Here is a 21,347-nt window from a genome sequence, read left to right as displayed (position 1 = left end):
TTCCTGCGCGCCGATAGTTCCCGGCCGCGCAAAAAACGGGCCTCATGCGGACGCGGCGCTATACTGGGGTTTCGCCGCTTGTATCCGTTGTAGTCGTTCTGCCCGGCTCGCGCGTTGATTTAAGCATTCTCCCCGCCCTCGTTCGTCCCCTTCCCGATGTTCGACCTGCCCTCTCATCTGTGGATCATGATCACCGCGTTCGGCGGCGCCGGCCTGACCTTGCCGCTCGCGATCACGATTGCCGTGTGGCTCGCGCTCGGCTATTCGTGGCAACGCGCGGCCGCATGGCTCGGCGTGCTCGCGGCCGCGATCGGCGTGGTGGCGCTCACGAAGATCGCGTTCCTCGGCTGGGGCATCGGCATCCGCGCGTGGGATTTCACCGGGTTCAGCGGCCATGCGATGCTGTCGACGTCGGTGTATCCGGTCGCGATTTTCCTCGCGCTGATCCGCGCGCGCACGCCGCTGCGGATCGCCGGCATCGCGCTCGGGCTGGCGGCCGGCATCGCGGTCGGCGTGTCGCGCGTCGCGCTCGACGCGCATTCGCCGTCCGAATCGATCACCGGCTGCATCGTCGGCGCGCTCGCCGCGCTCACGTTCATCGCCGGCTCGTGGCGCGCGGTGCCGCACCGCTGGTCGGTGCCCGCGGTCGTCGCGAGCCTCGCGCTCGTCACCGTGGCGCTGCACGGCATCACGGTGCCGTCACACCGCTGGGTCACCAAGGTCGCGCTGGAACTGTCGGGGCACGAGCGCCCGTTCGTCCGCGCGCGCTGGAAGGCCAACCCGAACTACCATCCCGCGTCGCAGCCGTCGTCGCTGCAGCGCACCGAATCGGCGCCGCATACGCTTCACGCGTGACCGGCTGCCGGGCCGCTCCTTTTCACGTCCGACCATTTCATGCGCACCGCCGCATGAGCAGTATGCCGAGCGTTATAACCCGCCCTATATTACGATTACGGTTTCCCCCGTTCAAAGCGAATCCGCCATGCGCTCAACCGTCCGTCCGCTTCGCCGCACCCTGCTTCGCCTCCTGCCGCTCGCCGCGCTTGCCGCCGGGTTCGCGTTCAGCGCGCCCGCTTCGGCCGCCGACGAACTGGTCGTGTCGGCCGCCGCCAGCCTGACGAACGCGTTCAAGGCCGTCGGCGACGCGTACGAGAAGCAGCATCCAGGCACCAGGGTGCTGCTCAACTTCGGCGCATCGGACGTGCTGATGCAGCAGATCGCCAAGGGTGCGCCGGCCGACGTGTTCGCATCGGCCGACCAGAAGGCGATGGATCGCGCGGTGAACGAAAAGGTGATCGCGCCCGGCACACGCCGCGATTTCGCGGCGAACTCGCTGGTGCTGATCGTGCTGGCCGACAGCCACGCGGCCGCGCCGACGTCGCTGAACGACCTGGCCGCGCCCGGCGTGAAACGCATCGCGTACGGCGACCCGGCATCGGTGCCGGTCGGCCGCTACACCGAGGGCGCGCTGCGCGCGGCCGGCGTGTGGGAGGCGGTCAGCGCGAAAGGCGTGCTGGCCGCCAACGTGCGCCAGAGCCTCGACTACGTCGCGCGCGGCGAGGTCGACGCGGGCTTCGTGTTCGGTACCGACGCCGCGATCATGCCGGGCCGCGTGAAAGTCGCGCTGACGGTGCCGACCCGGACGGCCATCACCTACCCGATCGCGGTGGTCAAGGACAGCCGCCACGCCGCGCAGGCGCAGTCGTTCATCGATTTCGTCGTGTCGCCGCAGGGCCAGGCCGTGCTGTCGACGTTCGGCTTCAAGCCCGCCCGGTGAGCGACTCGCGATGCAAGACGCCTGGGTCCCGCTGCTGCTGTCGCTGAAGGTTGCCGGCTGGGCGACCGCGCTCGACGTCGTGCTCGGCGTCGCGGCCGCGTTCGTGCTCGCGCGCTGGCGCTCGCCGCTGCGCGACGTCGTCGATGCCGTGCTGACGCTGCCGCTCGTGCTGCCGCCGACGGTGCTCGGCTATTACCTGCTCGTGCTGCTCGGCCGGCGCGGCGTGTTCGGCGCGTGGCTCGACACGCTCGGCATCGAGCTGGTGTTTACGTGGCAAGGCGCGGTGATCGCGTCGATGGTCGTCGCGTTTCCGCTGATTCTGAAATCGGCGCGCGCGGCGTTCGAAGGCGTCGATCCGCATCTCGAGCGCGCCGCGCGCACGCTCGGGCTCGGCGAAGTGGCGGTGTTCTTCCGCGTGACGCTGCCGCTCGCCACGCGCGGGATTCTCGCGGGGGCGCTGCTCGCGTTCGCGCGCGCGCTCGGCGAATTCGGCGCGACGCTGATGATCGCCGGCAACCTGCCCGGCCGCACACAGACGCTGTCGGTCGCGATCTACGCGGCCGTGCAGGCCGGCGACGACAACACGGCCAATTTCCTCGTGCTGGTGACGTCGATCACCTGCGTGCTGGTGCTGCTCGCGACCGGCTGGCTCGTACCGTCGCGCGCACGGCGGAGCCAACCGACATGACGCGCGTGTGCTGTCCGCATCACCGGTGCCGCCCGGCAGCCGGCCCGCTTCGGCGGAGGCCCGCATGAGCCTCGTCGTCGACATCCGCAAGACCTACGCGAACGCCGAGCGCCGCTTCACGCTCGATGTGTCGTTCACGGCGGCGATGCAGCGCGTCGTGCTGTTCGGGCCGTCCGGCGCGGGCAAGAGCATGACGCTGCAGGCGATCGCCGGGCTGCTGACGCCCGACGCAGGCACGATCACGCTGAACGGCGAGCCGCTGTTCGACGCCGCGCGCCGCATCGACGTGCCGACCCGCGAACGCCGTGTCGCGTACCTGTTCCAGGACTACGCGCTGTTTCCGCATCTGAACGTGCGGCAGAACATCGCGTTCGGGCTCACGTCCGGGCTGCGCAACCCGCGCGCGAGGACGGTGCCGCCGGAAGTCGCGTACTGGCTGCGCGCGTTCGACCTCGAATCGCTCGCGGGGCAGTATCCGTCGCAGCTATCGGGCGGGCAGAAGCAGCGCGTCGCGCTCGCGCGCGCGCTGGTCGCGCAGCCGCGCATCCTGCTGCTCGACGAACCGTTCGCGGCGCTCGACGGCGCGATGCGCCAGCGCATGCGTCACGAGCTCGCCGAACTGCAGGCGCGGCTCGACATCCCGATGGTGCTGATCTCGCACGACCCCGACGACGTCGCCGCGTTCGGCGACCAGGTCGTGCAGTTGAGCGAAGGACGCGTGCAGGCCAACTCGCCGCACGCCGAGTGGCCGACGCGCGTCACCTGAGCGCGCGACGCCGTGGTCGTGAGCGTGGCGCTGGCCGCCGCGTTGGAGCCTGGGAGAAGCCGCGTCGCGGCACATGCTGAAAGCGGAAACGAAGTCGGTGCGATGCACACACGCGTGCGGCACCGGCTTCACCCCGCCCCGCACGACGGCCGCCGGCCAACGGAAGCCGCACTGCCGGCCGGGTCAGCCCGTCACCGCCAGAATCACGCTCGACGCCTTGAACAGCGCGATGGCCCGCCGGCCCGCGTCGAGCTGCAACGCATCGACGCTGTCGTTGGTCACGACGGCCGTCAGCGTTCCGCCGCCGTCGAGCGCCAGCGTCACCTCGCTGTTCACCGCGCCCGCCGCGACGGCTTCCACGCTGCCGTGCAGCCGGTTGCGCGCGGAAACTTTCAGGTCGGGCCCGCCATCGTCGACCGCGAGCACGACCCACGACGCCTTCACCAACGCGCACGCGTGCTCGCCTTCCCGCAGCCCGAGCGCGTCGGCGCTTTCGTGCGTCAGCACGGCGACGACGGCTTGCCCGCCAGGCAGCGCAAGCGTCACCTCGTCGTTGACGGTGCCGCGAACGATCGACGCGACCTTGCCGAACCACTGGTTGCGCGCGCTCGTCTTCATCCCGATCCGGCCGATCAGCGCCCAGTCGACGTCGAAGCCGGCAACGGCCGCGCTCGCGGCCTCGATGAAGCGGCGATGCTCGCGCTCGATCGCGCGGAACGCGGCGATCAGCGACGTCGCGCGCGGCGTCAGCGTCGTGCCGCCGCCGCCCTTGCCGCCCGTCGCACGCGCGACGAGCGGCTCGCCGGCGAGATTGTTCATCGTGTCGACCGCGTCCCACGCGGCCTTGTAGCTGAGGCCGACGGCCTTGGCCGCGCGCGTGATCGAACCGGTGTCGCCGATCGCCGCGAGCAGCGCGATGCGCGTCGCGCCGCCGAGCGTCCGTTCGCCGGCGCGCAACCACAGCTCGCCGCCCAGTTCGAGCGGTCCGGCGGACGAGGAAGAAGGCGGGGCGTCGGTCATCATCGGCATGCGTGCGGGAAACGGGCGGCCATTATAGGGGGGGGCGCGGCGCTCAGCCCGGCTTGCCGTCGAGCTTCGGCGGCCGCAGGCTGGCCAGCAGCGCCTCGGCGTCGCGCGCCGCGCGCTGTTCGAGCGCGGCGCCGTAGCCGCGCACGAAACCGAGCTGATACGGCGGTGCCCCCAGTTGCTCGAGATGGTGAAGCGCGACCATCGCGTCGTTCGCCTCGCCAAGGACGCCCTGCACGCGCGCCAGCGTCTTGACCGTCTCGTTGCGCGTGCGGCGCGACGCCAGCGACGCGAAGAATTCGAGCGCGTAGCGCAGCCGCTTCGCATCGATCCGCACCTGATGGCGTGCCGCCGTGTCGAGCGACGTGAGCGACGGCGAGCCGTAGAGATGACCGAACAGCCGCCGCACGCGCTTGGTCGCGTGACGCCGCAGCGACGGCGCGTCGTCGCCGTCGGCCGCCGGCAACGCGAGCGTGCCCAGCCATTCGAGCCAGCCGAGCGTCAGCCGCGCATAGCGGGCCGAATGCAGCGCCTGCCGCAGCTCGACGCGCGCGGCCATCGACTGCGCGCGGGCCGCGTCGAGCGTGCCGTCCCAGTCGCCGCCGCCGCCGTCGGCCGCGATCAGCGCAGGCAGGCTCTCGGTCGCGAACACGTCCCAGTCGCGCACCGTGCCGAGCAGCGCGGCGAGCCAGCGCAGGTCGACGCCGAGCGTGTCCTTCCATCGACGATCGGTGAAGCGCGGGAAGAAGCGCATCAGCGTGCGCAGGCGGCGCAGCGCGACGCGCATCTGGTGGACGAATTCGGGATCGTCGCGATCGAGCACGCCACGCTCGTTGCCGAGCCACTGCGCGGTGATGTCGCCGGACAGCGCGAACAGCGCGGCGCGCTGCGTGCGGATGCCGGTCAGGTCGACGGGCTGCGCCTTGACCAGCATGGCGGCCACCGGGCCGCCCGCACAGGCGCGGTCGATCACGCTCGTCAGTTGCACGAACGCGGGCCATGCGCCGCTCAGTTCGCGCGCCGCGGCGAACAGCGCGTGCAGCGCGGCCGTGCGCGCGGCAACGGTGTCCCAGTCGGGCGCGGCCAGGCGCAGCTCGACGTAGCGGCGCGGCGGCTCGCCGCCGCCGTGCAGCGTGATGTCGTCGAGCGTCATTTCGACCACGACGCCGCTGTCGTCGGCCCAGCGCCCGCGCCGCCGTTCGCTGACGATGCGCGGCGCCGATGCCTGGGATCGCGCTTCGTCGGTGTCCGGTGCAACGCCGTTCACGTCGGCAGCCGGCGCGTCGGCATCGGCTGCGGCACGCGTCGCGGGTATCGGCAGCGGCGCCGCGACGACGATGCCCGCGTGCTCCGCGTCGAACAGTTCGCGCTGCGTGACGCCGGGCGCGAACGCCTCGGTGCGCGACGCGACGACCCGCGTGCCATGCGCGTTCGATTCGACCCAGGTCCACCAGCTCGCGCCCGGGCTGCGCTCGGCCTCTTCGATCTGGCACGGCTCGATCGTCACGCGCTCGTGGCCACGCCGCATCCGGACCTGCGGGCAGATCCGCCACGCACGCACGAGTTCGGCGCCGAAGTCGCGCTGCGCGCCACGGGCACGGCTCGCGCCCTTGACCGGCCACCCTTCCAGCGACAACGACAACACGATTTCCAGCACACGCGACATGGAGGCTCCCGCACAAGAAGGATCGCCGGCGCATCCACCGCGCCGGCGTCGCTCGTGAAGCAGCTTCCATAGTACACGCCCCAAAAGGGCGCAGGCGACGATCCGGCCCTGTCTCCGTGTGGCACGTCAAACCGGCAGGTCAAGCCGGTACGTCAGACGGCATATTGCGCGATGCCGTTGCCGAACGACCAGTTCTCCTTGAGTACCTCGACAAGGCTGATGAATACGTCTTCCTGCCGCACGCCGGGCTGCTGCGCGAGGTTCTCGGCGATCGTCCGGTACAGCGCCCGCTTCTGCTCCAACGTGCGCGTGTTGTTCGCGGTGATCTGGATCATCACGAGATCGTCGCTGCGTTCGATATCGAGGTAATGGCGGCCGAACACGAAGTTGTCAGGCGCATGCTCGGTCACGACCATGAAGATGTCGTCCTCGGGTACGTTGAACGTCTGTATCAGCGCGCGCTGCACGCCGTCGACGAGGGCCCTGCGGTAGGCGGCCGGTTTACCTTCGCGTACGGCGATACGAGTGAATGGCATGGTCCTGCTCCTGTTGGTGAGTAACGTTGAAGAACGAAAACACAGCGTCAGGTTAGGCTCGTCAATCTATAATGAACAGTCATTGATGAATATTTCATTCATTTTCATTTGAAATGAAAGTACTCGATCTCGATGCCGTGCGCGCGTTCGTGCTGGTCGCCGATCTCGCGAGCTTCACGCGCGCCGCCGATGCGCTCGGCACCACGCAATCGGCCGTCAGCCTGAAGCTCAAACGGCTGGAAGCCCACCTCGGCAAGCCGCTGCTGGCGCGCACGCCGCGCGTCGTCAAGCTGGCCGCCGACGGCGAGCATTTCCTGCCGGCCGCCCGCGCGCTGCTCGACGCGCACGAGCATGCGCTCGGCGCGATCTCGACCGGCACGGTGCGCCTGTCGCTCGGCGTCAGCGAGCACGTCGCGGTGCCCGACCTGCCGGCCGTGCTCACGAGCCTGCACCGCCAGGATCCGGGGCTGTCGCTGGAAATGCATCTCGGGGCGTCGACGAGCCTGCTCCCGCAGTACGACGAACGGCGGTTCGACGCGGTGATCGTCCGGCACGAGCCCGGCGAAGACCCGCCGCGCGACGACGGCACGCTGCTGTTCACCGAGCCGCTGGCGTGGCTCGCCGCGCCCGACTGGGCGCCGCGCGCAGGCGAGCCGCTGCCGCTCGCGGTGCTGGCCGGCCCCTGCGGCGTGCGGGCGGCCGCGCTGCGCGCGCTCGACCGCGCGGGGCTGCCGTGGCGCGAGCGCTTCACGGGCGGCGGAGTCGCGGCGGTCTCGGCCGCCGCCGCGGCGGGGCTGGCCGTCTGCCCGCTCGCGCGGCGCGTCGCCCCGCGCACGCTGGTCGACGTCGGCGCGAAATTCGGGCTGCCGGCGCTGCCGCAATCGCAGGTCGTGCTGTATTCGCGCGTCCGCGACGCCCGCGCCGCCGCCGCGCTGCGCAGGTTTGCCGACAGCCTGGCAATCTCGGCGTAAACTAGCGGCCCCGCCGCCCGTAATCTCCAGACGAATGCCGATGAAGCCCGACGCCCGCAAGCATCTCCGCGCCAACCTGCTGATGCTCGGCGCCGCCGCGATCTGGGGCTCCGCGTTCGTCGCGCAACGCCTGAGCCTCGACGTGATCGGGCCGTTCCTGTTCACCGGGCTGCGCTTCCTGCTCGGCGCGCTCGTGCTGGCGCCGCTGCTGATGCTGAATCCGGCGTCGCGCGCGCAGCTCGCGGCGATCCGCCGCGGCCCGGCGCGGCTGCTGCCGGGCCTCGCGCTCGGCGGGCTGCTCGCCGTGTCGATCTCGCTGCAGCAGGTCGGCCTGCAATACACGCGGATCGCCAACGCCGGCTTCATCAGCTCGCTGTACGTCGTGATCGTGCCGCTGATGGGCGTGTTCGCGCGCCACCGGATCGGCGCGGGCACGTGGTTCGGCGCGTTGCTGGCCGCGATCGGCCTGTATTTCCTGAGCATCGACGAGCACTTCTCGGTGCTCTACGGCGACTGGTTCCAGCTCGCGGGCGCCGTCATCATCGCCGCGCACGTGATGGCGGTCGGCCATCTCGCGAAACGCCACGATCCGCTCGTGCTCGCGTTCCTGCAGTTCGCCGTGTGCGGCGTGGCGTGCCTCGCCGTCGGCCTGGCGGTCGAGCCGGTCAGCGTCGCGATGCTGCGCGGCGCGCTGCCCACGCTGCTGTACGGCGGGCTGCTGTCGGTCGGCGTCGGCTATACGCTGCAGGTCGTCGCGCAACGCGACGCGGCGCCCGCGCACGCGGCCGTGATCTTCAGCATGGAAGGCGTGTTCGCGGCGATCGCCGGGTGGGCCGCGCTCGGCGAAACGCTGACGCTGCGCGCGCTCGTCGGCTGCGCGTTGATGCTGGCCGGCCTGCTCGCGTGCCAGTTGCTGCCGAACGGCGCCGCGCCGAAAAAGGACGAGGACGCGCTGCCGGCGTGATCGCCACCGTCCCTATAATGACGATTCGCGTGACCCTTACGCCAACCGTTTCCGACAGGCCAGCTCCGTGACGCCCCATTCCGTCGATCCCGCCGCCGACCTGCTGCGCGAACGCGCAGCGCACTACGCCGCCCAGGCGGCGCTGTTCCTGCGCGACCAGGCGCTCTCCACCGCGTCGCACGACCTGCGCAGCCCGCTGAACGCGATGCACAGCTGGGCCTACGTGCTCGAACGCCAGCTCGCCAATGCCGATCCGAACCTGCAGCGCGCGCTCGCGGGCATCCGCACCGGCATCGACCAGCAGGTCGCGCTGATCGACGACGTGCTCGACGCGCCGCGCGCGCAAACGCGCACGCTCGCGCTCGCGCCGCAGCGGTTCGCGCTGCGCGCGCTGCTCGACGACACGCTGGCGCTCGTGCGCTTCGCGCTCGCCGACGCACGCGAGGTCGCGCTCGACGCGACGCTGCCGGACGGCGAGCCGTCGCTCGCCGTCGATCGCGAACGCGTCGCGCAGGCGCTCTGGACCCTGCTGACGACAGCCGTCGAGGCCAGCGCCGCGGGCAGCCGCGTCGCGTTCGCATGCACACGCGACGGCGCGCAGTTCACCGCGCGCGCCACGTGCACCGTGAACGCCGACGTGCTCGTCGATCCCGCGCGGCCGCACGTATTCGAATCGTTCGCGCGGCGCGAGATGCTGCGCGAGCGCGACGCGAAACGCAGCGCGTGGACGCTGGCGCTGTGCCAGCGCGTCGCACTCGCGCACGGCGGCACGTTCGCGCACGACGCGTTCGCCGACGGCGCGCCCGCCACCATCACGTTCTCGATTCCGTGCGAGGCGCCGGTGTAAGCGGTCGGCCGCCCGAAACATTACAACTTCCTTTCCGGGCCCTATACTGACGGGCCTGTCATAACCGGAGCGATTCTTTGTTACAGATCTTCGCGCTCATCGGCGCGTTGTTCCTGGTGGCCCTGAACGGGTTCTTCGTTGCGGCCGAATTCGGCCTCGTCAAACTCCGCGCAACGCGCGTCAAGACCCTCGCCCGCAAGCACGGCCTGCGCGGGCGCATCCTCGGCCTCGTGCACGGCCGGCTCGACGCATATCTTTCCGCGTGCCAGCTCGGCATCACGCTCGCGTCGCTCGGCCTCGGCTGGGTCGGCGAACCTGCGTTCGCGCAACTGATCGGCCCGCTGCTCGACCTGATCGGCGTCGAGTCCGAACGCGTCGTGCACCTGATCTCGCTCGTGTTCGCGTTCTCGCTGATCTCGTTTTTGCACATCGTCGTCGGCGAACTGGCGCCGAAATCGATGGCGATCCGCCAGTCGGAGAAGGTCGGCCTGTGGGTCGCGCTGCCGCTCTACGCGTTCTACTGGGCGATGTATCCGGCGATCTGGGTGCTCAACACCAGCGCCAACGCGGTGCTGCGGCTCGCGGGGCTGTCGGCCGACCACGGCGGCGACGCGCACTATTCGACCGACGAGCTGAAGCTGATCCTGCGCAGCCGCCGCAGCGCGGCCGGCAATGCGGCGCAGCCGGCGCGCGGCACGTACAGCAACGACGAGTGGAACACGCTCGCGCATTCGCTCGATTTTTCGTCGATGACCGTGTCGGACCTGATGCGGCCGGCCCATGAAATGATCGGCCTGCGGCGCGACCTGCCGCTGCCCGACAACATGGAGATCGTCGCGCGGCACCGTTTCAGCCGCTATCCGCTGTTCGAGGATGCGTCGCGCGAACAGGTGAGCGGGCTGATCCACCTGAAGGACCTGCTGCTCGCGCGTCACGCGGGCGCCGCGCTCGAGGATCTCTCCGACTACGTGCGCCCGGTCCAGTACGTGAAGCCCGATACGCCGGCGCTGGAGCTGTTCCGCCGCTTCCGCAAGGGCGCCCCGCACTTCGCGCTGGTCGGCAGCAAGGGCGAGAAGCCGATCGGCTTCCTGACGCTCGACAACCTGCTCGGCGCGCTGGTCGGCCAGATCCACGACGAATTCCGCCAGGGCGACGCCGACTGGAGCCGCCTCGACGACGGCACGCTGATGGGCAAGGGCAGCCTGCCCGTCGTGTCGCTCGAGCAGGCGCTCGGCATCGACATCGACGAAGGCCGCGCGGAGTCGGTCGGCGGCCTCGTGATCCAGGCGCTCAGCGACCTGCCGACCGAAGGGCAGCGCGTATCGTTCGACCGCTTCGACATCGTCGTGAAGAAGATGAACGGGCCGCGCATCGTGCTCGTGCGCGTCTATCCGAAGATCGCGAAGGAGGCCGACGAATGACGGCCGCGCGTCGCATCGCGCGATGAACGCGCCGCTGCCGCGCTGCTGCGTGATCACGCCGGAACCGGCGTCCGCGTCGGCGGCCGATCGGGCCGCGTTCCTCGACCGGCTGTCGGCCGTGCTCGCGCGCGGCGAAACGCTCGTGCAACTGCGCGTCAAATCGCTCGACGCGGCCGCGTTCGCGTCGCTGGCCGCCGCGGCGCTCGCGCGCTGCGACGCGGCCGGCGCGCACCTGATGCTGAACGGCCCGATCGAGGCAGCCGGCGTGATGCGGCTCGACGGCGCCGGCTGGCATCTCGACGGCGCCGCGTTGCCCGCTGTCGCGCAACGGCCGCTGCCGGCCGGACGATGGGTGTCCGCCGCGTGCCACTCACCGGAAGATCTGCTGCTGGCCGCGCGCGCCGGCGCGGATTTCGTCACGCTGTCGCCGGTGCTGCCCACGTTGAGTCATCCCGGCGCGCCGACGCTCGGCTGGGCGCAATTCGGCATGCTGGCCGCACAGGCCGCGATGCCCGTGTTCGCGCTCGGCGGCCTGACCCATGCACACCTCGACGACGCGCGCCGTCACGGCGCGTACGGGATCGCGGGCATTCGCGGGTTCTGGTAATTCGGCCCCCTCCGGCAGCGCTGCCGGCCCCGCCGCTTCACACGTTCATCGACTCAGGCGTTCATGCGCTCATGCGTTCAGGTGCGGACGCATCGCGCGCCATGAACCGTCGTCGATGCGACGCACGTCGTGCGTCAGCGCATAGTGGTTGACGTCGCCGGTCAGCCACGCGACCAGCGAATACGGCGGCAACTCCCCTTCATCGACCCGGTCGCGCGCGCGCGCCGGCGTCTCGAACACCACCCGCCCGCCCGGCGCGTCGAACGGCACCGCATCGGGCGACAGGTTCAACGCGATCGTCAACGTCTCGTCGTCGGCAAGCCGCCACGACGCGCACAGCGCGTCGGCATCGCCGTCGCCGTTCGCCTTCAGCGCATGGGCTTCCTGCGGCCGGCAATCGGACAGCCTGGGCGCGATCAGCTTCGCGCGCACCGCGAGCGCCGACTGCACGAAATGCGCACGATCGATGTCGCGCGCGGTTTCGTCGAAGATCAGCGGGATCTGCGGCGTGAGCAGCGACAGCGCGAGCGCGGCCAGGCCGGCCGCTTGCCCGCTGTCGCCCGGGCCGGTGTCGCGCCAGGCGCCATCGGACAGCACGAGCGACGTCAGCGACAGGCCGCCTTCGGCGGCCATTCCGTCCGCCGATGCGGCCGGCTGGTACGCCGCGCCGGCCGCGGTCAGCGCGCGGGCGAGCGTGTGAATCGACTGATGCGTGGAAATGCCTTCATGCGCCGACGTGTCGCGCCCCGTGAGCCGGTGCAGCGCCCGCTCGCCGCACCCGTTCCACTGCGCATCGAAATGGGTATCGGCGAGATGCGCCGGATGCCGCTCGCTGCCGAGCACGAGGTGGATCAGCCGGTCGGCCGGCACGGCGGCGCGCACGCGATCCGCGATCTCGCGCAGCCACGACACGCCGATCCGGTCGGCTTCGCGCAGGCGCAGCCCGTCGCAGCGGTATTCGTCGATCCAGTACAGCGCGTTGTCGCAGAAGAAATCGCACACTTCCGGATGATCGAGCGCGAGCGGCGCGGCCTGCAACGGATCGTCGCGCGTATGGAAGAACGGCCCCGCGTAGTGGCGAAGCGCATCGGTGCCGCTGCCGAAGCGCGCATAGTCGAGCTCGAGCAGCACCGCGAGACCGTAGCCATGCGCATCGTCGATCAGCGCCTTCAACGCGGCCGGGCCGCCTTCGGCCGCGAGCGGCGCGAACGGCAGGCTGTCGTGCGGCGACGCGAGCAGCTCCAGCGCGGTCACGCCGAGGCGCGCGAGCCGCGGCAGGCGGCGGCGCACGCCGTCGAAGCCGCCCACCGCGTGCGGGCGGATCGCATAGAGCGCGATGTCCTCCCACGCGCGCCCGTGCCAGAACGTATTGCGCCACGTGAACGCGCGCGGATCGACGACCTCGCTCGGGCCGTTGAGCCCTTCGGGTTGCGAGCGCGACGCGGGATCGGGAATCGACACGGTATCGTCGAGACGATAGCGGTATCGCGCGCCCGCGCCGCAATCGACGAAGACTTCGAACCAGTTCGGGCCGGCACTCGTCATCGGGATGAGCGTCGGGCCGTAGCCGGTATCGAGTTCGAGCTCGACGTGCGTGCTGCCGGGCGCCCACACGCGGAAATGCGTGCGCGGCGTCGTGCAGAGCGCGCCGCAGGGCTGCGCGCCAAACGGCAAGCAGTGGATGTAGTGCTGCGCGTACGGATCGTGCGGACAATCGGACATCATGCGCTCCTCGTGCGTACCGAGCGGCATGGCCGCGCCAATGGCGCAGCGCATCGGGGCCCGGCATGCGAAGGCCAGGCGGGGGGAGAAACGAGTATGCGCCGGATTTGCCGCCGCGATGCGGCGTGGTCAGACATTTTTAAATGCGAATCGACCCCGGCAAACCAGCGGTCGTAACCGCCGGCCGGCACGTGCCGGCGAGTCGGGTAGTCGGCATACCGGAATGACCGCTCGCCTTGTTGCGCCGGCCTCGCGCACCTACGCTTTGCGTCACGTTCGCGGACACGTCGTCCGCCCCCTGACTCGAGGACTCCGCCATGTCGCTTCCCGCCAGCGCCGCGAAATTCGATCCGTCACGCGCACACGAATATGCCGAGCAATCGCGCATCGCGCTCGCCGGCTACGATGCCTGCCACGAACTCGCCGCCTGCATGCTCGCGTCGGCGATCGGTGCGGCCGATGCACGGATGCTCGTCGCGGGCGCGGGCGGCACGGGCCAGGAAATCTGCGTCGCGGCCGCGCTGGAACCGGGCTGGCAATTCACGGCCGTCGACCCGTCCGCGCCGATGCTCGCGCTCGCGCGCTCGAACGTCGAAGCCGCGGGTTTCGGCGCGCGGACGACGTTCGTCGAGGATGCCGTCGACGCGTTGCCCGACGCACCCGCGTTCGACGGCGCGACGCTGATCGGCGTGCTGCATCACGTACCGGGCGACGACGCGAAAGCCGCGCTGCTGCGCGCGATCGCGCGACGCCTGAAGCCCGGCGCGCCGCTCGTGCTCGCCGGCAACCATCGCCGCTACGCGGATCACCCGCGCCTGCTCGATGCGTGGCAGCAACGCTGGCGCATGAAGGGCGCCACGCCCGACGCCGTGCGCGCGCAACTCGCGAAGATCCTGCAGGGCGCCGATCCGCCCGCGTCCGAGGAAGCCGTGTTCGCGCTGCTGCGCGACGCGGGCTTCGATGCGCCGCTGCGTTTTTTCGCGAGCCTGTTCTGGGGCGCGTGGATCGCGGTGCGGCGCACGTGACGGTTCGACGCGACGTGCGACGGCACGCATCACGCCTTTCGCGAACGCGCCGCCCGCGCTCGGTATGATGTCGTTCCCGCCCCCTTCCGGCCTCGACATGCTTACCGTCCATCACCTGAACAACTCGCGTTCGCAGCGCGTGCTCTGGCTGCTCGAAGAACTGGATGTGCCGTACGAGATCGTGCGCTACGAACGCGATCCGAAGACGATGCTCGCGCCGGCCGAATTGCGCGCGATCCATCCGCTCGGCAAGTCGCCCGTCGTGACCGACGACGGTCGCACCTTCGCCGAATCGGGCGCGATCATCGAATACCTGGTCGCACGCTACGGCGACGGGCGGCTCGCGCCGCCGCCCGGCTCGCCGGAGCGGCACGACTACACATACTGGCTGCACTACGCGGAAGGGTCGGCGATGCCGCCGCTGCTGCTCAAGCTCGTCGCGCTGCGGATCGCGCATGCGCCGATGCCGTTCTTCGCGCGGCCGATCGCACGCAAGATCGCCGCGACGCTGCAGTCGGGTTTCGTCGATCCGCAGATCGACCTGCATCTCGGCCACGTCGACAGCGCGCTGGCGCGCACCGGCTGGTTCGTCGGCAACCGCTTCAGCGCGGCCGACATCCAGATGAGCTTTCCGCTCGAGGCCGCGACCGCACGCGGCGGCGGCAGCCGGTATCCCGCGATCGCGCGCTTTCTCGACGCGATCCATGCACGGCCCGCGTACCGGCGTGCGCTGGAACGCGGCGGCCGGTACGACCTGCTCAAGTAACCGGCGTCAGCTCAGCAGCCCCGCCGCGACATTGATCGACAAGCCGAGCACGGCCATGTTGAAGTAGAACGACAGGATCGACTGCGCGAGCACCGAACGGCGCGCGGAACGGTTCGCGAGGGACACGTCGGCCGTCTGCGACGCGACCGCGAGCGTAAACGCGAAATACAGGAAATCCCAATAATCGGGCTCGGGGTGCTGGTCCGGGAAACGGAGCGCACGATCGCCGCTCGGCGAGCCGTAATAGAGGCGCGCGTAGTGCAGCGTGAAAATCGTCGGGATCAGGAACCAGGCGCCGAACAGCGTCGCGCCCGTGATCGCGTAGTGGCTGAGCCCCGCGCTGAAGCCGACGCTCTTGGCGGTCGCGAGTTCGATCGCGATCGCCGCCACGCTTGCGACGGTGGCGAGGCACACGACGGTCAGCACGGTCGTCGCGTTTTCGTCCTCGCGGATCGCGACTTCGCGCACCTTGTGATGATGCGCGGTGACCATGCGCACCCACATCAGCACCAGATACAGCCAGACCGCGCAATCCCAGCCGATCAGCGCGCGCGCGGTCGGACGCAGCGGAAACGGCAGCACCACCGCGCACAGCACGCCGGCGACGAATGCCGCGACCATGCGCGGCCGGTTGCGTAATACCTGCGGATAAAACGTCATCGTGTGATTCCGAAAGCGGATGGAAAGGATTCGGCCGGTGCGCGGGAGAGCCCCGGCGCCGACACGTAACGCGCCCCGATTATCCTCATTCCATCGTGGCGTGGCGATGGGCGCGAGCGCCTAAGATAAGGGGATGACCGCCACCGCCCTGCTCTGCCGCCATCCCGCGAACACGGCCGGCCGCGACTTCGTCGTCGGCGACCTGCACGGCTGCGTCGACGTGCTGCGCGCGCTGCTGCACGACGTCCGCTTCGATCCGGCCCGCGACCGGCTGTTCTCGGTCGGCGATCTCGTCGACCGCGGCCCGGCCTCCGAAACCGCGCTCGACCTGCTCGACCGGCCGTGGTGCCACGTCGTGCGCGGCAATCACGAGGCAGTGCTGAGCCTCGTCGCGCACGGCAAGCTGCCACTCGACGCGTGGCGCGGCATCGGCGGCGACTGGGGGGCCGAGCTGCCGCCGGAGCGGCTGCGCGCGCATGCGGCGCGCGTTGACGCGCTGCCGCTCGTGCGCGTGATCGGCGACGGCCCGGCGCGCTTCAACGTGCTGCATGCCGAATTCTTCGGCTCGGATGCGGATCTCGATACGGGCAGTTATGCGCACGACGTGCGCGAGCGGCTGATCTGGGGCCGCGATCTCGTGCAGGGGCTCGCGGATCCCGGGTGGCAGGCCGGACTGTCGCTGACGTGCACCGGGCACACGCCCGTGCGTGCGCCGCAGCGGATCGGCGCGCAATGGTTCATCGACACGGGTGCGTTCGCGCCGGCCGGGCGGCTGACGCTCGCCGAGCCGCGCACCGGCCACACGTTGTCGATGACGCAGGCCGAAGCGCGCGAACGCCGCGCAGGCGACTGGCCGCTGCCCTGACGCGCCGGGCCGCGCAACGGTACACCGCGCCCAGCCGGCCCGGGCCAGGCGAACGCTAGCCGACCTGATTCAGTTCGAACACCGCATCGACGGCCGAGCCGTTCCAGTTGTATTCGAGATAGGCCGCATGCTGGCAGTCGCGCAGCAGCGTCGTGCGGAACGCGGCGAGACACTCGCCGCGCGGGTCGCGCACCGACGGATAGAGAATCCCCGCGCCGCCTGCATTGCGCACCGCGCGGCCGAATGCCTGCCCGACGCTGTAGTCGGCCGGATCCAGCAACGCGGGATCGCGCTGCGGCCACGTGCGCACGTCGGCGACGTCGCCGTGCGCGAACACGGTATAGAGCCGCATCTGCTGGCGCATCGGCGGCTCCTTCGTCGCGGCGAGGAACAGCCCGCTGTGATAGCGCGTTTCGGCGATCGCCGTGTCGCGCGAGCGGGTGCAGTAGAACACGCCGTAGCTGCCGTCGGAAAAGCGGCTGCCCAGCGGATTCAGGTGCGTGAATGCGGCCATGATCGGCCCCCAGCCTTGCCCGTAGCGACGCTCGGCGGGCGGCACGAGGTCGAGCGTGCCGACTTCGTTGCGGATGCGGTCGTTGGTCAGCGATTCGAGCGCGTAGAGCGCGTCGAAATCGTCCGCCGACGCGACGCGATCGAACAGGTTGATGGCGGGAAAACGGGTGGGAATCACACGATAGGCGGGCGCCCAGTCGACGGTGGTCGTGGGCCACCGGGTCACTTCGGTCGGTATCGTCACGCCCAGCCGCCCCGCATCGCGTCGAGATATTGCCGGACGGCCACCAGATCGCCGACGTTGCCGGCCAGCATCCGGTCGAGCGCGCGCTTGCCGCCGAACGGCGCCGCATCGTTGGGCCGCTTGATCCATGCATCGGCCGCGGCGGGTTGCGGCAGCAGGATCTGCAACCCCTTGTAGATGCCGAGCACGAGCGATAGCCGCTCGAGCGTATCGCGCGGCAGGCGCGCCGATTCCGGCGCGGCCTTCCACTTGAAGAATGTCGAGCGGCCGGGCGAGCCAAGCAGCACGATCTGCTCGTCGATCGTCAGTTCCCAGTCGCGCGCGATGTTGAAAAATGCACGCAGGCCGGCCGCCGACATCTGCGCGACCGAAGCGCGCGGCACGGCGGAATGCGATTCATAGGCAGGCTGTGACATGATCGTTAGTCTCGAAACGAATTTACTAACAAGATTAGTCCATTCCTGTATTTTTGCAAGGGTCGCACCATCGACCGTGCTCGTGCCCGAGAACGATTTCGACGGAATGATTCCGGCGCTGAAGGCGAAGAAGTTCGACGCGGTGCGGTCGTCGGTGTCGATCACGCCGCGGCGCGCGCAGCAGATCGGCTTCATGACGAAGATCTACAACCCGCCGACGCGGCTCGTCGTGAAGAAAGGCTCGTCGTTGCTGCCGACCGCCGAATCGCTGAAGGGCAAGTCGACCGGCGTCGAGCAGGGCACGACGCAGGAGACGTACGCGAAGGCGTACTGGGGCAAGCACGGCGCGAACGTCGTGTCGTATCAGAACCAGGACGGCGTGTATGCCGACCTGATCGCCGGCCGCCTCGACGCGGCGCTACGGCGGTTGAAAAAACGGCGTCGCGCGCGTACGGATACCGCTTTTCCGTCGCGCGCGTCCGACCGCCCCTCCCCTTCAACCGGATGGCAACGGCGGCGCGTGGTTCGCCGTTGCATCGAATGCCTGTCGTCTTGCATCGCGCGCAGCACGATGCGTCGGCCATCGTTCGGATGACAGATCAATCGTTCGCGGAAAAGATGGCCATGCGAACGGACCTCGTGCCGCTCGGGTCAATAGGCGAAGACCGGGCGTCGCGGCATCGGCGCCCGTGCGCACATGCCCATGCGGATCGGGTTCGCGTGCAGGAAAGTGCCGACCCGGCGCGGATGACCGGCAACCAGCCGGATCCGCCTCGCACCGGGCGCGGAGAGATGGCCTGTCGAGGCATGCCGGTCGGCCGCAAGCGCGACGTTCGAGCGGCGATGTCCCGAATCACTGCGATCGCGGCCTGCGGACCGCGGCGTGTGATGATCGATCATTTTTCTACCCCGTTTGCTGTCTGATGTGTGTTCCGGCAACCGGACAATGCCGATGCCCCGGCGATCAGGCGACGACGTTCCGTGCTCGCCGCGGCGCGGCTGCTGCGCTGCACCGCGCTCGGCCGCCGCATCCCCGCGGACTGCGTCCTGGCCGGTACGGGAAGCTTTCGCTGCGTGACCGGATGGACCTCGTGTCGTCGACTCTCGCACGTCTCTCGTCGCAAGGACCGGGCCAGCCCCACGCGAGCCCGGCCGGACAAGGCGATGATCGGGCCGGCCGCCGGCCGCATCGGGCGTGGCCCGCCGGAAGTTACGAAACTGAAACATCGGGGCGCGGGCATGCGCCGGCCCGGCAACGGCGAGGCCTTGCGGAATAAGGCTGAACAATGGGACGCGGAATTTTTACCGGCGGCAGGCTGGCCGATCGGCCCGGTTCGACGCGGAAATTCGCCGGGCGGCCGACGCGAAATGTTTCATGCGCTTTACATGCCCACGCCGGCAATTAGACGCACCGGACGTCGCCGCTGGACGCAGCGGCCAATCGCATGGCTATACTGCGACACCGCTTCACGCGAGCTCACGCGACCTCCAGCGACTTCACGCAAACGAGCGCCCACGATGATCCGAACCTTTCACGCCGCCGAGCGCACGAGACTGATCCGCTTCGGCGTGTCGGGCCTGGGCTCGACCGCGCTGCATGCGCTGATCGCGGCCGCGATGTTCGCGCTGTTCGACGCGACGCCCGTCATCGCGAACGCGACCGCGTTCGTCTGCTCGACCGCGTTCTCGTATCTCGCCAACACGCTGTGGAGTTTTGCGTCGCCGGTGACGTGGGGCAACTTCGCGCGCTTTCTCGTGGTCGCGACGGCCGGCCTCGCCGTGACGATGCTGCTGGCGCACGGCACCGGCGCGCTCGGCCTCGCCCACGCATGGAGCATCGTCGCGGTCGTGCTGTGCGTGCCGCCCGTCACGTTCGCGCTGCACCGGCTGTGGACCTATCGCTAAGCCGGTCCGCACGCATCGCAGGCATCGCGCATGCCGCTCAGCCGACCCGCTGATGCCCCGCGTCGCCCGATGGCGCGCCGTCGTGCCCGCCGCTGTCGCCATTGCCGCCGTTGCCGTCGTGATCGTTCAACCCGTGTTCGATCATCATCCGGTAGAGCGTCACGCGTGAAATGCCGAGCTCGGCGGCGGCCTTGTTGATCCGGTGGTCGTTGCGCAGCAGCGCGTTCTCGATCGCGGTGCGTTCGGCCAGCGCCCGCGCCTGTTCGAGCGTCACCGGTTCGGTTTCGCCGGGCGTGTCGAGCCCGAGATCGTGCGGCGTCAGCAGCCGGCTCTCGGCCATCACGATCGCGCGCCGCACGCGATTGATCAGCTCGCGCACGTTGCCGGGCCACTCGTAGCGCCGCATCGCGTCGAGCGCGGCCGACGTGAAACCGCTGATCTTGCGGCCGCTGTCGGCCTTGAATTTCTGCAGCACGTAGTGCGCGAGGATGTCGATGTCCTTGCCGCGGGCGCGCAGCGGCGGCTCGTGGATGCGCAGCACGCACAGCCGGTGATAGAGATCCGCGCGGAAGCGCCCGGCCTCGACCGCGCCGTCGAGATCGACGTGCGTGGCCGAGATGATCCGCACGTCGACGGGGATCGATTCCTGTCCGCCGAGCCGCTCGATCTTGCCCTCCTGCAGGAAGCGCAGCAGGCTCGCCTGGCTTTCGACCGGCATGTCGCCGATTTCGTCGAGGAACAGCGTGCCGCCGTTCGCCGATTCGATCCGGCCCGCGCGCCGCTGGTTCGCGCCGGTGAACGCACCGCGCTCGTAGCCGAACAGCTCCGACTGCAGCAGGTGATGCGGAATCGCGCCGCAATTGATCGCGACGAACGGCCCCTTGCCGCGGCTGGAGCGCTCGTGAATCGCGAGCGCCGTCAATTCCTTGCCGGTGCCCGACTCGCCCGAGATGAATACGCTCGCGTCCGTCTTCGCGACCTTGCGGATCGTGCTGAACAACTGCTGCATCGCCTCGCAGTTGCCGATCATCCCGTGTTCGCCGATCGACGCCGCATAGGCCGCGCCGTCGACACGATCGAGCGCGGCCATCCCGCGTGCATGGCCGAGCACGTGCGAAATCCATTCGTACGGCAGCGGTAGCGTCACGTAGTCGAAACAATAGCTGCGGATCAGCTCGCGCACGGCGGGGCCGATCGTGATGCCGGCCTGCGCGATGGAAATCCAGCCGATCGCCGGCTGGCTCAGGCACATCTTCAGCGCGGGATAGTCGCGCGACGTGAACCCGGTGAAATCGACCAGCCCGGCAGCCACGCTCACGCCGGAGGTCATGTTCTGCGCGGCGCCGGCCGTCTTCGCGACCGAGATCTCCCAGCCGAGCCCGCGCAGTTGCGCGAGCAACGGCTCGTCGGGCGTGCGCATGATCACGAACAGCTTGCGTCCGGCCTCGGGAGCGGTGACGGACACGTCCGTCATCTCGGGCGCCGCCTGCCCGTTTGCGTCGGGTGACCTTGCAACCATCGTTATTCCCCGCTTGGCGTTGGTATCGCGCGCCGGCTCGCCGTCGCATCCGACGGACACGATCGAACCGACATATTGGCCGTATTTCCGTCCGAATAAAATCCCCCTGCGCATGAATCGCGCGTGAGGTGGACGTTGTCATGAACGGTATATCGATGCGGCCGGCCTGCGGCTAGATGGGTGTTATCCCTGTGGCAGGCACCGCGCGCGACCGGAAAGGCCCGGCCCTGCACGCGCAAAGCCGCGCCGGTGCTGGCGCGCGGCGATTCCGCGCGACGCGGCGCATGCAAGGCCGGCGCGCCGGCGCCGGTGCGCGCAACCGGTCGGCCGGGCATGCGGGCGCCCGGGAGATCGATTCCGGTTGATTTTCGTCAATCGCCGAAAGAAGCCGGTTGATGCACGAACGCAACATGCTCAGCGCCCCGCCGCGCGGCGGGGCCGGG

At 69.8% G+C, this 21,347-nt stretch carries 22 protein-coding genes and 1 pseudogene; 14 read left to right on the top strand and 9 right to left on the bottom strand.

Annotation, left to right across the window (positions count from 1 at the left end):
* The first annotated feature begins 156 nt into the window (after positions 1-156).
* The 4 genes from KPB06_RS25720 (at position 157) to KPB06_RS25705 (ending at position 3,231) form a co-directional block, all read left to right on the top strand.
* Positions 157-855: a phosphatase PAP2 family protein gene (locus KPB06_RS25720; RefSeq protein ID WP_059639125.1), complete on the top strand. Its 699-nt coding sequence runs from the start codon at positions 157-159 to the stop codon at positions 853-855.
* Positions 856-982: 127 nt separating this feature from the next.
* Positions 983-1,777, top strand: a complete 795-nt coding sequence (gene modA / locus KPB06_RS25715) for a molybdate ABC transporter substrate-binding protein (protein WP_275905952.1) — start codon at positions 983-985, stop codon at positions 1,775-1,777.
* Between the two features lie 10 nt (positions 1,778-1,787).
* Positions 1,788-2,465 (top strand): molybdate ABC transporter permease subunit, encoded by a 678-nt coding sequence (gene modB / locus KPB06_RS25710; RefSeq protein ID WP_089465462.1) that lies wholly within the window; start codon positions 1,788-1,790, stop codon positions 2,463-2,465.
* 64 nt (positions 2,466-2,529) lie between these two features.
* Complete coding sequence (locus KPB06_RS25705) at positions 2,530-3,231, top strand: sulfate/molybdate ABC transporter ATP-binding protein (RefSeq protein ID WP_059582977.1); 702 nt, start codon at positions 2,530-2,532, stop codon at positions 3,229-3,231.
* 183 nt (positions 3,232-3,414) lie between these two features.
* Here the strand turns inward: KPB06_RS25705 and KPB06_RS25700 are convergent, their stop codons facing one another.
* The 3 genes from KPB06_RS25700 to KPB06_RS25690 form a co-directional block, all read right to left on the bottom strand.
* Positions 3,415-4,251, bottom strand: a complete 837-nt coding sequence (locus KPB06_RS25700; protein WP_059583152.1) for a TOBE domain-containing protein — start codon at positions 4,249-4,251, stop codon at positions 3,415-3,417.
* 52 nt (positions 4,252-4,303) lie between these two features.
* The gene (locus KPB06_RS25695; protein WP_059582979.1) at positions 4,304-5,923 is read right to left on the bottom strand and encodes a CHAD domain-containing protein; all 1,620 of its coding nucleotides are present in this window, start codon (positions 5,921-5,923) and stop codon (positions 4,304-4,306) included.
* A gap of 152 nt (positions 5,924-6,075) precedes the next feature.
* Complete coding sequence (locus KPB06_RS25690) at positions 6,076-6,459, bottom strand: tautomerase family protein (RefSeq protein ID WP_059582981.1); 384 nt, start codon at positions 6,457-6,459, stop codon at positions 6,076-6,078.
* Positions 6,460-6,572: 113 nt separating this feature from the next.
* Between KPB06_RS25690 and KPB06_RS25685 the strand changes: the two genes are divergently transcribed.
* The 5 genes from KPB06_RS25685 to KPB06_RS25665 all read left to right on the top strand — a co-directional run bounded on the left by KPB06_RS25685 (position 6,573) and on the right by KPB06_RS25665 (position 11,269).
* On the top strand, positions 6,573-7,430 hold the full coding sequence (locus KPB06_RS25685) for a LysR family transcriptional regulator (protein WP_059582984.1): 858 nt from the start codon (positions 6,573-6,575) through the stop codon (positions 7,428-7,430).
* 40 nt (positions 7,431-7,470) lie between these two features.
* The gene (locus KPB06_RS25680; RefSeq protein WP_059583155.1) at positions 7,471-8,394 is read left to right on the top strand and encodes a DMT family transporter; all 924 of its coding nucleotides are present in this window, start codon (positions 7,471-7,473) and stop codon (positions 8,392-8,394) included.
* Between the two features lie 67 nt (positions 8,395-8,461).
* A complete protein-coding gene (locus KPB06_RS25675) occupies positions 8,462-9,241 on the top strand; it encodes a sensor histidine kinase (RefSeq protein WP_059582985.1) in 780 nt (259 codons plus the stop codon).
* A 77-nt stretch (positions 9,242-9,318) separates the two neighbouring features.
* Positions 9,319-10,662 (top strand): hemolysin family protein, encoded by a 1,344-nt coding sequence (locus KPB06_RS25670; protein ID WP_059582988.1) that lies wholly within the window; start codon positions 9,319-9,321, stop codon positions 10,660-10,662.
* A 22-nt stretch (positions 10,663-10,684) separates the two neighbouring features.
* Positions 10,685-11,269 carry a thiamine phosphate synthase gene (locus KPB06_RS25665; protein WP_059582989.1) on the top strand — a complete coding sequence of 195 codons (585 nt, stop codon included), beginning with the start codon at positions 10,685-10,687 and terminating at the stop codon, positions 11,267-11,269.
* A gap of 69 nt (positions 11,270-11,338) precedes the next feature.
* Here KPB06_RS25665 and KPB06_RS25660 read toward each other — a convergent pair whose 3' ends face one another.
* Positions 11,339-12,991, bottom strand: a complete 1,653-nt coding sequence (locus tag KPB06_RS25660; protein WP_059583158.1) for a DUF3459 domain-containing protein — start codon at positions 12,989-12,991, stop codon at positions 11,339-11,341.
* Between the two features lie 317 nt (positions 12,992-13,308).
* Between KPB06_RS25660 and KPB06_RS25655 the strand changes: the two genes are divergently transcribed.
* Together KPB06_RS25655 and KPB06_RS25650 are read left to right on the top strand one after the other, a co-directional pair.
* Positions 13,309-14,016: a class I SAM-dependent methyltransferase gene (locus tag KPB06_RS25655; RefSeq protein WP_059582992.1), complete on the top strand. Its 708-nt coding sequence runs from the start codon at positions 13,309-13,311 to the stop codon at positions 14,014-14,016.
* Between the two features lie 97 nt (positions 14,017-14,113).
* Positions 14,114-14,782, top strand: a complete 669-nt coding sequence (locus KPB06_RS25650; RefSeq protein ID WP_059583161.1) for a glutathione S-transferase — start codon at positions 14,114-14,116, stop codon at positions 14,780-14,782.
* 6 nt (positions 14,783-14,788) lie between these two features.
* Here KPB06_RS25650 and KPB06_RS25645 read toward each other — a convergent pair whose 3' ends face one another.
* The gene (locus tag KPB06_RS25645; RefSeq protein ID WP_059582995.1) at positions 14,789-15,442 is read right to left on the bottom strand and encodes a DUF1345 domain-containing protein; all 654 of its coding nucleotides are present in this window, start codon (positions 15,440-15,442) and stop codon (positions 14,789-14,791) included.
* A 133-nt stretch (positions 15,443-15,575) separates the two neighbouring features.
* On the opposite strand from KPB06_RS25645, the gene KPB06_RS25640 reads away from it, so the two are divergent.
* A complete protein-coding gene (locus KPB06_RS25640) occupies positions 15,576-16,307 on the top strand; it encodes a metallophosphoesterase (protein ID WP_059582997.1) in 732 nt (243 codons plus the stop codon).
* Between the two features lie 55 nt (positions 16,308-16,362).
* Here the strand turns inward: KPB06_RS25640 and KPB06_RS25635 are convergent, their stop codons facing one another.
* A complete protein-coding gene (locus tag KPB06_RS25635; RefSeq protein WP_059583000.1) occupies positions 16,363-17,064 on the bottom strand; it encodes an RES family NAD+ phosphorylase in 702 nt (233 codons plus the stop codon).
* The gene (locus KPB06_RS25630; protein WP_059583003.1) at positions 17,061-17,480 is read right to left on the bottom strand and encodes an MbcA/ParS/Xre antitoxin family protein; all 420 of its coding nucleotides are present in this window, start codon (positions 17,478-17,480) and stop codon (positions 17,061-17,063) included. The genes KPB06_RS25635 and KPB06_RS25630 overlap by 4 nt, the downstream gene beginning before the upstream one ends.
* A gap of 88 nt (positions 17,481-17,568) precedes the next feature.
* On the opposite strand from KPB06_RS25630, the pseudogene KPB06_RS25625 reads away from it, so the two are divergent.
* Positions 17,569-17,904, top strand: a pseudogene (locus KPB06_RS25625) (transporter substrate-binding domain-containing protein); the annotation flags it as partial.
* 227 nt (positions 17,905-18,131) lie between these two features.
* Here KPB06_RS25625 and KPB06_RS25620 read toward each other — a convergent pair.
* On the bottom strand, positions 18,132-18,380 hold the full coding sequence (locus KPB06_RS25620) for a hypothetical protein (protein ID WP_081059116.1): 249 nt from the start codon (positions 18,378-18,380) through the stop codon (positions 18,132-18,134).
* Between the two features lie 618 nt (positions 18,381-18,998).
* Between KPB06_RS25620 and KPB06_RS25615 the strand changes: the two genes are divergently transcribed.
* Positions 18,999-19,385 (top strand): GtrA family protein, encoded by a 387-nt coding sequence (locus tag KPB06_RS25615; protein WP_059583005.1) that lies wholly within the window; start codon positions 18,999-19,001, stop codon positions 19,383-19,385.
* Between the two features lie 37 nt (positions 19,386-19,422).
* On the opposite strand, the gene KPB06_RS25610 is transcribed toward KPB06_RS25615, so the two are convergent.
* Positions 19,423-20,904 carry a sigma-54 dependent transcriptional regulator gene (locus KPB06_RS25610; RefSeq protein WP_059583008.1) on the bottom strand — a complete coding sequence of 494 codons (1,482 nt, stop codon included), beginning with the start codon at positions 20,902-20,904 and terminating at the stop codon, positions 19,423-19,425.
* Positions 20,905-21,347: the final 443 nt, after the last annotated feature.

This window comes from Burkholderia semiarida (genome assembly GCF_029268935.1).
In the GTDB taxonomy this organism is placed as follows: Bacteria; Pseudomonadota; Gammaproteobacteria; order Burkholderiales; family Burkholderiaceae; genus Burkholderia; species Burkholderia semiarida.
The sequence above is the reverse complement of the archived record's forward strand: the minus strand, read 5'-3'. Positions and strand labels throughout refer to the sequence as shown.